13 protein-coding genes are annotated in these 14,356 nt (G+C 47.4%); 9 read left to right on the forward strand and 4 right to left on the reverse strand.

Features of this window, described 5'->3' with window-relative positions; translation table 11 throughout:
- Positions 1-30: 30 nt before the first annotated feature.
- The gene (locus K6T23_RS08960) at positions 31-3,054 is read right to left on the reverse strand and encodes an efflux RND transporter permease subunit (RefSeq protein ID WP_079516712.1); all 3,024 of its coding nucleotides are present in this window, start codon (positions 3,052-3,054) and stop codon (positions 31-33) included.
- Positions 3,055-3,278: 224 nt separating this feature from the next.
- On the opposite strand from K6T23_RS08960, the gene K6T23_RS08965 reads away from it, so the two are divergent.
- Entirely contained in the window at positions 3,279-4,322 is a 1,044-nt protein-coding gene (locus K6T23_RS08965) for a YkvI family membrane protein (RefSeq protein ID WP_238284187.1), read from the forward strand.
- Between the two features lie 52 nt (positions 4,323-4,374).
- Here K6T23_RS08965 and K6T23_RS08970 read toward each other — a convergent pair whose 3' ends face one another.
- Entirely contained in the window at positions 4,375-4,554 is a 180-nt protein-coding gene (locus K6T23_RS08970; protein WP_048004243.1) for a YkvS family protein, read from the reverse strand.
- Between the two features lie 164 nt (positions 4,555-4,718).
- Here K6T23_RS08970 and K6T23_RS08975 point away from each other — a divergent pair, with 164 nt between their 5' ends.
- The 8 genes from K6T23_RS08975 to ptsP all read left to right on the forward strand — a co-directional run bounded on the left by K6T23_RS08975 (position 4,719) and on the right by ptsP (position 12,095).
- On the forward strand, positions 4,719-4,913 hold the full coding sequence (locus tag K6T23_RS08975) for a hypothetical protein (protein WP_056537641.1): 195 nt from the start codon (positions 4,719-4,721) through the stop codon (positions 4,911-4,913).
- An 89-nt stretch (positions 4,914-5,002) separates the two neighbouring features.
- Positions 5,003-5,734: an SDR family NAD(P)-dependent oxidoreductase gene (locus K6T23_RS08980; RefSeq protein WP_056537638.1), complete on the forward strand. Its 732-nt coding sequence runs from the start codon at positions 5,003-5,005 to the stop codon at positions 5,732-5,734.
- Positions 5,735-6,172: 438 nt separating this feature from the next.
- Positions 6,173-7,105 carry an AAA family ATPase gene (locus K6T23_RS08985; RefSeq protein WP_079515869.1) on the forward strand — a complete coding sequence of 311 codons (933 nt, stop codon included), beginning with the start codon at positions 6,173-6,175 and terminating at the stop codon, positions 7,103-7,105.
- A gap of 5 nt (positions 7,106-7,110) precedes the next feature.
- Positions 7,111-8,325, forward strand: a complete 1,215-nt coding sequence (locus tag K6T23_RS08990) for a DUF58 domain-containing protein (RefSeq protein WP_238284188.1) — start codon at positions 7,111-7,113, stop codon at positions 8,323-8,325.
- Positions 8,277-9,536 carry a hypothetical protein gene (locus tag K6T23_RS08995; protein ID WP_079515871.1) on the forward strand — a complete coding sequence of 420 codons (1,260 nt, stop codon included), beginning with the start codon at positions 8,277-8,279 and terminating at the stop codon, positions 9,534-9,536. The genes K6T23_RS08990 and K6T23_RS08995 overlap by 49 nt, the downstream gene beginning before the upstream one ends.
- An 80-nt stretch (positions 9,537-9,616) precedes the next feature.
- On the forward strand, positions 9,617-9,877 hold the full coding sequence (locus K6T23_RS09000; protein WP_079515872.1) for a hypothetical protein: 261 nt from the start codon (positions 9,617-9,619) through the stop codon (positions 9,875-9,877).
- 230 nt (positions 9,878-10,107) lie between these two features.
- Positions 10,108-10,374 carry a phosphocarrier protein HPr gene (locus K6T23_RS09005; RefSeq protein ID WP_048004236.1) on the forward strand — a complete coding sequence of 89 codons (267 nt, stop codon included), beginning with the start codon at positions 10,108-10,110 and terminating at the stop codon, positions 10,372-10,374.
- Complete coding sequence (ptsP, locus tag K6T23_RS09010; protein WP_053427469.1) at positions 10,374-12,095, forward strand: phosphoenolpyruvate--protein phosphotransferase; 1,722 nt, start codon at positions 10,374-10,376, stop codon at positions 12,093-12,095. The genes K6T23_RS09005 and ptsP overlap by 1 nt, the downstream gene beginning before the upstream one ends.
- A gap of 106 nt (positions 12,096-12,201) precedes the next feature.
- Here ptsP and K6T23_RS09015 read toward each other — a convergent pair whose 3' ends face one another.
- Together K6T23_RS09015 and K6T23_RS09020 are read right to left on the reverse strand one after the other, a co-directional pair.
- The gene (locus K6T23_RS09015) at positions 12,202-12,879 is read right to left on the reverse strand and encodes a GNAT family N-acetyltransferase (RefSeq protein WP_238284189.1); all 678 of its coding nucleotides are present in this window, start codon (positions 12,877-12,879) and stop codon (positions 12,202-12,204) included.
- A gap of 310 nt (positions 12,880-13,189) precedes the next feature.
- Entirely contained in the window at positions 13,190-14,341 is a 1,152-nt protein-coding gene (locus K6T23_RS09020) for an aminotransferase A (RefSeq protein WP_238284190.1), read from the reverse strand.
- Positions 14,342-14,356: the final 15 nt, after the last annotated feature.

Here is a 14,356-nt window from a genome sequence, read left to right on the forward strand (position 1 = left end):
GCGCAATAGGCGCCTGCCTCTTTGTCGTACTTATTTTTTCAATTCTTTCTTTACTGTTTTGTAGAAGAAGACTTCATACAGGACCGGTAGAAGGATGAGCGTCAAAAGGGTTGACGACGTCAATCCGCCGATTACGGTGATGGCGAGCCCCTTGGAGATGAGCGTACCCGATGATGTTGTGAACGCCAGGGGTAGAAGGGCCGTAATCGTCGCAAAGGCCGTCATGAGGATCGGACGGAGCCTCGTTTTGCCCCCTTCGATCAGGGAATCCCTGATGGTCATTCCTTTTTGTTCCCTGTTTTGCCCTATGCGGTCAACGAGGACGATGGCGTTGGTGGTCACGATCCCGATCAGCATGAGCAGGCCGATCATGACCGATACGCTGAGTGGTTCATTGGCGACCGACAGTCCGAGCAGAGATCCGATCGGCACAAAGATCAGGGATGACAGGATGATGAATGGAATCCTTGCTTTCCCGAATGTGATTAGCATGGTGATGTAGACGAGACCGATGGCGATCAGCATGGCGAGACCGAGATCCTGGAACGTCTGTACCGTTTCGTCGCTTCCGCCTCCACCTTCGAATGACACATCATCAGGAAGATCGAGCTTCTTCACACCATCCACTGTTTCTTGTGACACGGTACGGATATCATCACTTGAGATCTGTGCGCTGACACGCGCATAGATCTTTCCTTCTAGCTTCTGGATGGACGTGTAGCCTTCGACTTCATCAATTTTCGCGATATCTGTAAGTGGGACAGGCCCCTTCGCAGTGAATAGGGTGATATCTTCAAGTTCTTCTTTGGAGGATGTTTGATCCTCATAGCTTAATTGTACTTTTCGATCCGTCCCGTCCAGTGGCAAAGTCCCGACAGATACGGGTTCTGTCTGGTCCGTCACGGTCCCGAGCACTTGGAATCCGGACACGCCCGCTTTTGCGGCCTTCTCAGGATCGATATCGATGATGATCTGCTTTTGTTTTTCAGAGAAGTTATTGTTCACATATTTCAATTGATCTTGATCCTTCATGTACGCTTCTACTTCCTTCGCAGCAGATTGAAGGGAATCAAGATTATTGGAGAAGAGGTCGATGTCCACGTTGTTGTTGCTTGGAGGCCCACCAGTCTGCTGCTCCTGGACGCCGAGTTTTGCATCTGGTTCATCTTTGTATACAATGTCTTCCATATTCTTTTGCAAGTCTTCTAGATAAGCATTTACATTCGTATCTTCATCGAGGGTAAGGAAGTAATTGGCCTGGTTTTTCCGTTTCAATCCAGTTTGGAAATCACGGCTACCTATACCTGCCGTCACTTCTTTGATTTCTTTTTCCCCGTCGAAGAATTCTTCCAGCTTCATGGACACGTCATTGGTCCTTTCAAGTGAAGTGGATGAAGGGAGTTGGACACTTGCCACGAGCTGCTTTTGCTCTTCATTTGGAATGAAGGTGAAGCCCAGCCTACCGGCAAGTGCAAAAGACCCGAGAAGGGTGACAAGGGATAGGGCGATAATGACGGTTTTATGGTTCAGCGACCACTCAATTGCCCGTGCATACCATCGTTGTAGTCTCCCTTCCTTTTCCTCTGGCGGAACTTTCTTGAATGAGAATTTGGACAAGATCGGAACGATGGTGATGGCAACAAGCAGGGATGTGAGCAGAGAGAATACAATGGTCAATGCGAACGGAAGGAAGAACTCTCCCGTCACTCCGCCGACGAATCCAAGCGGAAGGAATACGACCACTGTTGTCAACGTTGACGACGTGATGGCTTTCAGGATTTCTTTTGTCGAGTCCTCAATGATTTTATCGTTGATCTCTTCACCTGATTTCCTGACGCGCCTGAATATATTCTCAATGACGACGATACTGTCATCCACTACGCGTCCCACTGCCACGGCCATGCCCCCGAGGGTCATGATATTGAGTGAGATATCGAGCTGAGCCAGGAAAATAGAAGACACGAGCAGCGACAAGGGAATCGAGATGATGGCGATGATTGTCGCACGGATATTCCGTAAGAACAGAAGAACGGCCAGAGAGGCGAATACGGCGCCGAGAAGACCTTCTTTCACCAGGGTCTCAACGGATTTTTTGATTCCGTCTGCCGAATCGAATCCGATGGCATAACTGAAGTCATCCTGGTAATCTTTCATTACGTCAAGAACCTGATCAGCTACTTCCACGGTGTTGGCGTCCTGCTTTTTGGTGATGGCCATGGAGAATGAATCTTCCATATTATAACGGGTGATTTCAGGACGGTCGGTCACCTCTTCAATTTTGGCAATATCACCAAGAGATGTTGGTGGAGCCTGTGGATTGACCTTCGATGTTAGGACAATCTCTTTCAACTGGTCGATGGTATCGACCTTTTCTTGCACCCTTACAGGGACCTGAATGTTATCCCCATCGAGATTCCCAGCGGGGAAAGAAAGGTCCTTTTCATTGATCTGGTCTTTAATATCCGTCAAGCTGAGTCCATTTTCAGCTGCTTTATCTTTATCGATGGTAATTTGAAGAAGTTCTTCCTTCAGTCCACCGACAGAAACGGAATTGACTCCCTCGATTTTCTTCAATTCAGGAATGACGTCATCTTCCAACAGGGACTGTAAATCAGCGTTGTCCTTTGCAAATAGTGAGATATTGAAGATCGGAAGCGCTCCGAATGAGGTACGGCTGATATCGGTAGTCACTTCATCCGGAAGGTCGCTGTCAGAGATGAGGGAGTCCACTTTCCTTTCTACTTCATCCATGTCTGTATTGAATGGGAATTCAAGGTTGATGACAGAAATCGTTTCGTAGGTGGAGCTTGATACTTGTTTTACTCCTTCAACACCTTTGAATTTCTCCTCGAGATCCGATGTCACTTTATCGTCAAGATCGTCGGGGGAAGCCCCAGGGTAAACGATTTCAACTGAAAGCTGAGGAAACTCGATATTCGGGAGCAGATCCAGTTTAAGTTTCTGGAACGAATACAAACCCCCGAGAATGAGAAGGAATGAAATGATAAAGACCGCTACTGCATTCCTCAGGCTAAAACGGGTAAAAAAATTCACGTGGATTCCTCTTTTCTGTATGGTTTTCATTTATGTGATCCCTCATATGTTGGAAAGGGACACAAGACTTATATTCATTATAATGACAAAGGCATGAAAAAGCCCGTAGGAATATGTTCGTTTTACACTATTTCTAAATAGACATAACAAACGGGTGTAATCTGTACTTCTGATTCGGGGGGCCTGTACATACAGTTATAAGAGTAGAAGTACGAGGTGATGGAATGAAACGATTATCGGGCGCTTTTCAAATCGCCGCCGTATATGTGGGGACGGTCATCGGTGCCGGATTCGCAACAGGCAGGGAAATTGTTGAATTTTTTACGAGATTCGGGGTTTATGGATTAGTGGGCATCCTGGTAAGTGGGTGGCTGTTCATTATGCTCGGTACGAAAATCCTCGTGATCAGCCATGATATCAAAGCGAGATCTTATGAGCAGTTCAATGAATATGTGTTCGGCAAGTGGTTCTCAAAAGGGATGAATCTGTTGATGATGCTCATGCTGATCGGGGTTTCAGCGGTGATGGTGGCAGGGGCGGGAGCAGTCTTTGAAGAACAATTGGGTCAATCGAGGCAATTCGGTATTGTTCTTACGCTTGGTCTAGGGTTCGTGACCATGCTTGTGGGGACCAGGGGATTATTTGCAGTAAATACCATCGTGGTGCCCCTGATGATTATTTTCAATTTGTATCTGCTTTATGTCTCCTTCACACACCAGCCTGATCTCAGCATGGTGCTCTCAAAGGGAGACGACGGTCTGGGGTGGAAGACGGTGCTTTCACCCTTTGCCTATGTGGCTTTCAACCTTGCCATGGCCCAAGCGGTCCTCGTTCCGATCGCCGGTGAATTAAAGGACCGGAAGATGATCAAATATGGCGGATACCTTGGCGGTGTCCTGTTGACGGTCATCCTCATCTCCAGTCATCTGACGCTTAGCCTGATCCCCGATGTCACCCATTATGAGATTCCCATGGCGGTCATGATGAAGACGTTTGCTTCAGGTATGTATCTTCTCTATATCATCATTATTTATGGAGAAATCTTCACGTCGGTCATCGGCGGGATCTTCGGTCTGGAAAAACAGCTTTCGGGCTACCTATCCATCCCGGGAGTTTTTGTATTCACTATGATCATTGTCGTGATTTACAGCCTGAGCTTTTTTGAATACAGCCGTTTGCTATCCTATTTATATCCGCTATTCGGGTATATGAGCATCCTGTTTATGCTCTTGGTTGCCTGGAAGAAGGGACATAAGTCAGTACCTTGATCATATGGATAAGAACAGGCCGTCAGTTCCCTGACGGCCTGTTCTGTGCGACTCATGCTTCCACGACGGTATAATTTTTATGATTCACAACGGTCTTTTCCTCTAACTCAAGATCCCGGTAGTTCTTCATATAAGTTAAATCTACGATCACTGAGTTTTCGTTCACCTTCTCGACGACTCCTTTTAACCCATTCCTAAATTCAATGACATTCCCAATCTCCGCTTTTTTCATTAGAGGCATCTCCTTTTTACCAGAAATCTACAAACGATTATTAATATTTTGACGTAAAGTGAGGAAAGAGTAAAGAGTTTTTGGAAAATTTCATCAAGAAAAAAATCTTGAGGTTTTAATATGACCCGATAAAATAGGAAAGAGAATCAAAAGGAGGATCTACCATGGATGTCAAAGAGATTGAAGGATTAGTGGAAGGATTGCGAAGTGGGGAACTAAATGAAGTGTATGTGAAAAAAGAAGACTTTTTGTCCTTTCGATCGGTCCTTGTGAAACAAAAGGATTTCAAGCACTTCCGAGGCATAGCTGCACAAGGGGGACACGCCGTTTATCATTATCTGGAGACAGCCAGAAGTTAAAGACCACCTGCACGTACGCAGCCGACGTTTCTTTCACAGTATAACGGGTAAGCTTGTATAGAATGTACTGTCAGAAGGGAGCAAGGGATATGGAACGAATCATCTGCATCACAGGAGGGACAAATGGGATCGGCCGTGGTCTCGTGAAGGCATTCGCTGAAAAAGGCTGGATCGTGGAATTCATGGATATAGACGAAAGTGGTCTTGGGTTTGCCGAGGAACTGAACGGACAAGGTCATAAGACCCGCTTTCATAAAGTTGATGTAGGAGATCACGCTGCCGTTGCCGGTGCATTTTCAAAGATCGGTGCCGATCACGGAAAAGTGGACGTCATGATCAATAATGCGGGAGTCTCGAAATTCAAGTCGTTCTGGGAGCTCGAACCGGAGGAGTGGGACCGCATCCTCTCTGTTAATCTTGGAAGCGTCTTCCACTGCAGCAGGGAGGCGGCCAAACTGATGAAGGACGGAGGCGGTAGCATCATCAACCTGTCCTCGACTCGCGCTTTTATGTCAGAGAGGGATACAGAAGCTTACTCAGCCACGAAAGGAGGGATTTATAGTCTCTCCCATTCCTTGGCCATCACGCTTAGTGAGTTCGGAATCCGTGTCAACTCCATTAGTCCAGGGTGGATTGCGACAGAGGACTATGAGTCCCTGAGGGACATCGATCATGCCCAGCACCCTGCCGGGAGGGTCGGGAAGCCGGAGGATATCGCCAGAGCCTGCCTTTTCCTCTCAGACCCGGAAAATGACTTCATAACCGGAGAGAATCTCATCATCGATGGCGGGATGTCACGAAAGATGATCTACGAACATTGAACAAATGGAGGCTGAGACAAATATGTTTTAGTCATAGTAAAACCCGAATCATTTGCCTACGATAAAGCAAGTGATTCGGGTTTTAAATTTGTTTAATGAACATTCAAATTTCATCGTTTCCAGCGGTTGATCGGAGTGCAAGACGAAGACTCCTGCGGGAGAGTAGCTGATGTGAGACCCCGCAGGCGTGCCGAGGAGGCTCACGGGCTACCCGCGGAAAGCGAAGTCTTGCACGGAGATCATGAGCGGTATTAAGATCCTATACTGATCGTGTTCGGCATTAAAGGGGCTTTATTTAGTTTTTCCCATCCTCATTTTATTTGTGTTTATGGATATAATTATTTGATTATTGCTAATATTTGTATACTGTTTTACACTTAAGGGGGTATAATCAATAAGCTAAAGACATTCTCATAGAAGAGAAAAGGGGGAAGACGGATGTCTTCATTACAAGAATTAAAAAAAGAAATGGAAAAAGTACTGGTAGGAAGGGAAAAAGAAATCGATCTCTTGATGATCGCCCTTCTTCAGGATGGACATGTGCTCCTGGAGAGTGTTCCGGGGACAGGGAAGACACTCATGGCAAAAACCTTTGCACAATCAATCAGTGGCTCTTTCAAACGGATTCAGTTCACGCCGGATGTACTGCCGAGTGATGTGACGGGAATCCAATTTTTCAACCCGAAAACTCAAGAATTTGAACTAAGGACCGGACCCGTCCTCACAAACGTCCTCCTTGCAGATGAGGTGAACCGTGCCACTCCAAGGACACAGGCAAGTCTGCTTGAGGTGATGGAAGAAAAGCAGTTCACCATCGATGGCGAAACCATTGAACTTGAACCGCCCTTCATTGTCATCGCCACTCAAAATCCGATTGAATCTCAGCAGGGAACATTCCCGCTTCCTGCCGCTCAGCTCGATCGATTCTTGTTGAAGATTCCTTTCGGATATCCAGATTTCGAAGAAGAGCGGAGCATCCTCGGACGATTCAAGCGTCCACTGGCGAAAGATGCCACAACGGCAGTCCTTGACCTGGCGACGATCCGCCGTTTGTCTAAAGAAGTAAAGGAGACCCATGTGTCCGCTGATATAGAAACCTACATACTCAAAATCACAAGGGCGACACGTGAGCATGAGTCGATCGAAGTGGGGGCGAGTCCAAGGGCCAGTCTTGCCTTATTGAAGGCCTCTCAAGGATATGCCTTCATCAACGGTCGTGACTATGTGACCCCTCATGATGTCGAGCTGACGGCGCCTTATGTACTTGAACACAGGATTTCCCTCACTTTGGAAGCTTCCATGACAAAGACGACCGGGGAAGTGATGCGGCAGGTTCTTGAGCGTGTCATGGTACCGGTAGAAGCGAGGTAGGGGGGATGAGGTGGAAACGGGATATCGGGGAAGATCCGTATCTGAATATGAGCACGATGCTTCTTGTCATCATGCTGGCCGGAAGCTTATTTTTTCAATCGTACATCGCTTCCGGGGTACTTCTCTTATGCATCGTCTACGTGCGCGCCCACCGCTGGTTCCTTTTAAGAGCGGGCGAGGGTGTGAAGCTTGATTCGACACCTAAAAAGGTACGGATGCATGAAGGAGAGGGAGGTGAGTGGACGCTAGGCTTCCGTAACGACGGGCTCCCGGTATGGGGTGCCTCATTGAAGCTGAAATTCAAGGATATCGTAGAACCCGCCTCCAAACAGCTGCGATATGACGTATCGTCCGGAGTGGTGGAAGTCGCGATACCGTTCTCTGCAGGAAAAGGGGAGCGGGTGGAGGTCACCATCCCTGTAATTGGGAAAAGGAGGGGACTCTGCCGGATCACCTCCATGGAGCTCCATATTCCCCATCTGTTCGGGAGCGGGAGGACTGTGCTCCAGCTGATGGATCCGATTCCTTCGACATTGATGGTGTTTCCACATGCTACTCCTGTCATGGTGGAGGATCACCCCATATCGATGCGTTTTGGAGATGTGTTTACCCCTCATTCCCTGTACAGCGATCCATTTCAAATCGTTGGTACCAGGGGGTATGTAGCAGGGGATAGGTTTCAGGACATCCACTGGAAAGCTTCAGCGAGGACCGGGGATCTGCAGACAAAACAGTTTGCACCCTCCACGCAAAAAGAGTGGCTGATCGCCATCAACTTGTCCGACCGTTATGCGATCACGGGCCGGCTGGAGTCGATCGTAAGCCAAGCTGCCTACATGATGCAGCTGGCAGTAAAAGGGGATATCCCATTCTCCATGGTGATCAATACGAGGGGACCGGGTGCCACACCGTACTTCCACCTGCCAGCGGGATCTGGGAAACCCCATATGCAGAGGGGGCTGGAACTACTATCCACCCTGTCGACGGATGACTTCACCATGCCATTCGAGCTCGTCCTTCAGCATATGCGGAGCAGGCAGTGGGTTCCGCCCGTCATCCTTCTTGCCGGAGAGCTGAATCAGGAAATCGACCGTGTACTGACACAGATTGCCTCAGGGGGGACACAAATCCTTGAGCTTACTACATTGAATGAACAGGGGGTGGCGTCACGGTGGAATATGAAATCCGTTCCGCGTCAACCGATTACCAAAAGCTCCTGACCATGAAGCTTTGCTTCTTTGCGGGAGTGGAAACGCTTTTTGCATTTGTGCTTTTGACCTTCTTTGCACCAAGTGATCCTCTTCTTATGGACTATCTGCCTCTGTTGCTGCTATCCTTCATTGCGTTATCTGCGTGGTCAGTCATGATTGGACGCACGGGTAAAGTTAACCCGCTTCCGCTTTACGGAATGTTCGCACTGATTCTAATGGTTGGCGTATTCTTTTTCACGGTCAATCTGGTCTTCGTGGCAGGTGCTTTCGTGTTCCTTTACTGGAGAATGAATGCCCACCTACAGGACATGGAATCCAACATTGAAATCAGCAGCGGTGCATGGGTGATCTTCCTTGCCATTGCCGCAGCGTCAATGATGACGAGTCCCATGAGGGGGATGGAGAACGGTACACCGGTCATTGTCTCGATCTTCCTGTACCTGTTGTTGACTGTCAGTGTGACGCCCATTCAGCGGATGATGACCCATGCGTCAGGGAAACGTCCTTATTATGTCCCCCTGACGCTTATGGGTGCCATTGCAGGGGTGGCAACGGTCCTTGGAATGGTGAGCTATGTCCTCATGCAAGGGATATACTGGGTGTTTTCGAAAATCTTCTGGGTATTCTCCTTCGCCGTCGATCCCATCTATAATGCCATCGAGTATTTGAGGGATGTGGCGTCTTCCCTGTTTAATCAAATGTATGGAGATGGTGGGGAAGGGTCAATCGAAAAAGGGCAGGTCGAGGCTGAAGAGCCGCTTCCGATTTCGCAGGGGATGTCACTTGATTGGCTGGTGCTGGTGTCGGGTATCATCGCCGTCATCCTCATCATTTTGTACTTCTACATGAAAAGGAGGGGAACGTCCGCCACCCTACGGGAAAGGAAAGGGTTCTCTGTCCAAGCCTATCCTGATAAACCGGTGGAAGGCCACCTGAGCTCTGATTACGACTACAGTCAAGCTGATGACCGGATCCGTGAATCGGTGACAGAATTCGAACGCTTTGCCCACTCAAAGAATGCAGGAAGAAAAACCGATGAGGACTTGCGTGGGTGGTTCAGGAGGCTTGGCCTCCAGGATGAAGAACGATTCTTCACCATTTATGAGCAGGTCAGGTACGGCAGGGGAGGAGTCCCACCAGAAGGCGGTGATTTCTTTGTCCATAGGATGGAGATCCATACATCCTCCCTCATGAATCTGTTTGAAGAAAAAGAAGCGTAAGAACCCGGGATCCTGTATGAAGATGCAGGATCCCGAATAAGCTGGATCAGGTTCAAAATTCTTAAAAGGGGATGTTGAGCATGAAAAGGGAAGCAGAACTTGCGTTGAGGGTGAAGAGCCTCGTGCTAGAGGGAATGGAAGAGCTTGTGAAGGATGGTGGCGCTACGGATGATAAAGATTGGAAGAAAGTCGCAGAAGTCTATTCAAGATGCATTTGTGATCTGGTGACAGTCATTGCGGATGAACAGAGCGACCCCGAACGGATCTTAAAAGGGACGGTTGCCAAAGCAAAGATTGGATACAATATGATAGGAAGGAAACAAACGGAATACACAAAGTAAAATTATTGAAGTTTCTAACATAATAAGGAACATATTGACCCTGAATGTAAGAAATACTAAAAAAACAGGATTTTATAATTGTGTATCTCCTCATTGCGTGCTATTATTTTTTTTTGAACAGGTTTATAGGAAGAAAGGATTAATGTAGAAAATGCTAACCGTTTTCATCATCATTCCGACTCTTTTTATAGATCAAACCTAAAACAGATATGATTAAGGAGTCGATTCACATGGCACAAAAAACATTCACAGTAACAGCTGAGACAGGGATCCACGCTCGCCCGGCAACTCTATTGGTTCAAACGGCAAGCAAATTCGATAGCGATGTACATCTTGAATACAAAGATAAGAAAGTAAACTTGAAATCAATCATGGGTGTTATGTCTCTAGGTGTCGGTAAAGATGCAGAAATCACAATCATCACTGAAGGTAGCGATGAAGCAGAAGCGTTGAACAGCCTTGAAGAAACACTTACTAAAGAAGGTCTTGCTGAGTAATGTCCAGCCTTCTTAACGGAATTGCAGCATCCAACGGGATTGCCATTGCAAAAGCATACCGCCTGGTCGAGCCTGATCTCAGCTTCGAAAAGAAAGCGGTTGATAATGTCGAGGCAGAGGTATCCCGTTTTCAGGATGCTATTTCCACATCAAAAACCGAACTTGAAGCTATCCGTGATAAAGCACGGGAGGATCTTGGAGAAGACAAAGCCCAGATCTTTGAAGCGCACCTGCTTGTTCTTAGTGACCCAGAGCTACTGACACCGATTGAAGACAAAGTGAAATCTGAAAATGTAAACGCTGAATTTGCCCTTAAGGAAACAGCGGATATGTTCGTGACCATGTTTGAATCCATGGATAACGAATACATGAAAGAACGTGCGGCCGATATCCGTGACGTGACCAAACGTGTCCTGTCACATCTACTTGGCGTGCAAATTTCGAACCCAAGCATGGTGACAGAAGAAGTGATTGTCATCGCAGAAGATTTGACCCCTTCTGATACTGCTCAGCTGAACCGTCAATACGTCAAAGGGTTCACCACTGATATCGGTGGTCGTACTTCCCACTCAGCCATCATGGCTCGTTCCATGGAAATCCCGGCAGTGGTTGGTACGAAAACGGTTACCTCATCAGTGGAAAACGGTGATCTCATCATCGTGGATGGATTGAATGGAGAAGTACATATCAATCCGACTCCTGAAGTAGTGGCTCAGTACAAAGAAGAACATGCCCGCTATGAGGAGCAAAAAGCCGAATGGGCTAAACTCGTCAATGAACCGACTGTTTCAAAAGACGGTGAACATGTCGAGCTGGCGGCAAATATCGGTACTCCGAATGACCTTGAAGGTGTGAAAAATAATGGCGGTGAAGGTGTGGGTCTGTACAGGACCGAATTCCTTTACATGGGCCGCGATGAGCTTCCAACAGAGGAAGAGCAATTCAAAGCTTATAAAGCCGTCCTTGAAGGCATGGAAGGAAAACCTGTTGTTGTGCGTACGCTGGACATCGGCGGAGATAAAGAGCTTCCATACTTGAATCTGCCTAAAGAAATGAATCCATTCCTCGGCTATCGTGCAATCCGCCTGTGCCTTGATGAACAAGACATCTTCCGTACACAATTGCGTGCACTGCTTAAAGCAAGCACCTTCGGTAATCTCAAAATCATGTTCCCTATGATTTCAAATCTTGATGAGTTCCGTGCTGCCAAAGCCGTTCTTGAAGAGGAGAAAAAGGCCCTTCTTGAAAACGGAGTAGAAGTTTCGGATCATATCGAAGTAGGAATCATGGTCGAAATTCCTTCTACAGCGGTCATGGCTGATGTGTTCGCTAAAGAAGTGGACTTCTTCTCGATTGGAACAAATGATTTGATTCAATACACAATGGCGGCCGACCGCATGAATGAACGCGTTTCCTATCTGTACCAGCCGTATAATCCGGCGATCCTTCGCCTTGTGAAGATGGTCATCGATGCGGCTCACAAAGAAGGGAAATGGGCTGGAATGTGTGGAGAAATGGCTGGAGACGAAATCGCCGTGCCGATCCTTCTTGGACTTGGTCTGGATGAGTTCTCCATGAGTGCCACGTCAATCCTTCGTGCCCGCTCTCAGATCTCAAACCTGAGCAAAGCCGAAATGAAGGAAATGGCTGAACATGTATTGACACTTGATACGAATGATGCTGTTCAAGAAGTCGTTAAAAAAGCAACATCAATGGAATAAGGTTTCAAAACAGGGGGAAAGGGTAAAGAGAAGTATCGAACAGGTTCCCCAAGAGCCTTTTCATTCTCATTTCCCCCTTTTTATTGGATTGAAGGACGCGATTCCTTCAATCCTTTTTTATGTTTGAAAACGGATTTCTCCACTCCATCAGAATGCCGTAATGGCAGGATTCTTCATCTTCGAGATAATCTTTTATGACTCGCACAGGCATCCGTCCGCACTGGAGGAGAAAGGTGATGACTGGGTCTTTGTGTTCTCCCCTGGCTAGTTTCTCCACATATTCTTCCACTGTGTAGCGGTCGCGATATGAATGAAAGGTCGGTATGCGTCCACCGCCGAGAAGGCGCTCAAGGCGCAGATGGACGACAATTTCATAGAGTGCATCCATCATCCATTTCCCGAGCTTCAAGCCTCTGTAGGCCGGGTCGATGCACAAATCAACCACATACAACGTATTCCCGTCATCCGAATGATTGGTGATATATCCTTCATCTGTGATGTCATCCCATGTATGATCCGGATCTTCCGGGGAGTAAGAGACAATCAGGCTGGTCATGCTGCCTACCACGAGGCCATCCATCTCTACACAGATGGCTCCCAGAGGGAAACGGTCAACATGCTGGTGCAGCTGATCTTTATTCCACCATAATTCCGGGGGGAATGGAGGTGGGAACGCCCGCTGTTGGATCGAGATCAAAGAGTCAAAGTCTTCTTCCCTGTAGTTTCGTATCGTCACAAGTACCGGATTGCCATGACGGAAGACATATTGCTTTTTTACATACATCCGACAGTCCCCCTCGCTTCGTTATCATTATAGTATTATACTTTATGAAAGCGCTTTTTCATAGACCTTTTATAGGTTTTTACTATGAGAGCCAATGCAAAAGGAGAGAATCCGAAAAAATATTTATTTTTTTAAAATGCGGGTTTACATTGATGATATCTGGGTAGAATTAGAGTAAGCATGAAATTGGAGATTAATTTCTCACTAACACCCCCTTTTCCTTTTTTTGAACCAGTCGAGAACTGGTTCCTTTTTTTTGCATAAATAAAGAAAGGCCTTCGCTTCTCAAAGCGTAGGCCTTTCTCTTTTCTTAAAAGGATGCAAGGAAGTTTTCCATGCGATCCAACCCTTCTTCGAGTTCTTCCATTGAACAGGCGTAAGACAACCTGAAATAGCCTTCTCCCATGACCGAGAATGCCTCTCCTGGTACGACGGCGACTTTCTCCTTCTGTACAAGCTCCAAGCAGAATGCAAAGGAATCACCGTTGAATCTTTCAGGGATCTCCACGAAATAATAGAAAGCACCGTCAGGCTTGATCACATTCCGGAAGCCCATCCCCACGAGGCGCTCATATACATATTCACGTCTTTTGCGGTAGGCATCCTTCATGGGGATGGCATCATCTTTCCCCTTAGTCAAGGCTGCGAGGGCCGCTTTCTGGGATACGGAGGTGGCGGAGGATACATTATATTGATGCACCTTCAATAGATGCTGACTGATCGCTTTTGGGGCCATGACCATACCGATACGCCAGCCTGTCATACTATGTGACTTCGAGAGACCGTTGATGACAATGGTCTGATCACGGAGGAATTCTGCGATGGAACGATGGCTGCGATCGAAGGTGAGCTCACTGTAGATCTCATCTGCTACCACGAAAATCCCTCGCCCTCGGACCAATTCGGCAATCTCTTCCAGCTCCTCTGCTGTCAGGCTGACGCCTGTGGGATTGGACGGGTAGGGGAGGATGATGCATTTCGTTTTTGATGTGATGGCGGTCTTCAAAAGGGAAGCATCCAGCTTAAAGCCGTTTGATGTTGTATCGATATGGATCGGTTTGGCTCCAGACAGTTTAATGATGGGCTCATACCCGGGGTAAACGGGCCCAGGCAGGATGCATTCATTGCCTTCGACGAGGATCGACCTGAGCGTGACATCAATACCCTGAGAAGCCCCTGAAGTGATGATGACCTCATCTTCATCGTAGTCCAGACGATATTTTTCTTTCATGAAGTCGGAAGCGGCCTTTCTCAGCTCGACCATCCCTGCATTATGGGTATATGAAGTGAAGTTTTCATCGATTGCCCGCTTCCCGGCGTCTTTCACGTGGAGAGGGGTGGGGAAATCGGGTTGTCCGATCGTCAGGGAAATCATGCCTTCGGTGCCTGCCACCATGTTGAAGAAACGCCGGATGCCTGATAGTTGCAATTCCAATACTCTAGGATTCATTTTCTCTTCCAAACTGCACACCTGCTT

The sequence above is a fragment of the Rossellomorea marisflavi genome, from assembly GCF_022170785.1.
GTDB classification, from domain to species: Bacteria; Bacillota; Bacilli; order Bacillales; family Bacillaceae_B; genus Rossellomorea; species Rossellomorea marisflavi_B.

What these genes read in the sequence shown, in the direction of transcription:
- K6T23_RS08965 (WP_238284187.1), top strand. Translation starts at nt 3,279, where the DNA reads ATGAAACGATTATCGGGCGCTTTTCAAATCGCCGCCGTATATGTGGGG.
- K6T23_RS08970 (WP_048004243.1), bottom strand. Translation starts at nt 4,554, where the DNA reads ATGAAAAAAGCGGAGATTGGGAATGTCATTGAATTTAGGAATGGGTTA.
- K6T23_RS08975 (WP_056537641.1), top strand. Translation starts at nt 4,719, where the DNA reads ATGGATGTCAAAGAGATTGAAGGATTAGTGGAAGGATTGCGAAGTGGG.
- K6T23_RS08980 (WP_056537638.1), top strand. Translation starts at nt 5,003, where the DNA reads ATGGAACGAATCATCTGCATCACAGGAGGGACAAATGGGATCGGCCGT.
- K6T23_RS08985 (WP_079515869.1), top strand. Translation starts at nt 6,173, where the DNA reads ATGTCTTCATTACAAGAATTAAAAAAAGAAATGGAAAAAGTACTGGTA.
- K6T23_RS08990 (WP_238284188.1), top strand. Translation starts at nt 7,111, where the DNA reads ATGAGGTGGAAACGGGATATCGGGGAAGATCCGTATCTGAATATGAGC.
- K6T23_RS09000 (WP_079515872.1), top strand. Translation starts at nt 9,617, where the DNA reads ATGAAAAGGGAAGCAGAACTTGCGTTGAGGGTGAAGAGCCTCGTGCTA.
- K6T23_RS09005 (WP_048004236.1), top strand. Translation starts at nt 10,108, where the DNA reads ATGGCACAAAAAACATTCACAGTAACAGCTGAGACAGGGATCCACGCT.
- ptsP (WP_053427469.1), top strand. Translation starts at nt 10,374, where the DNA reads ATGTCCAGCCTTCTTAACGGAATTGCAGCATCCAACGGGATTGCCATT.
- K6T23_RS09015 (WP_238284189.1), bottom strand. Translation starts at nt 12,879, where the DNA reads ATGTATGTAAAAAAGCAATATGTCTTCCGTCATGGCAATCCGGTACTT.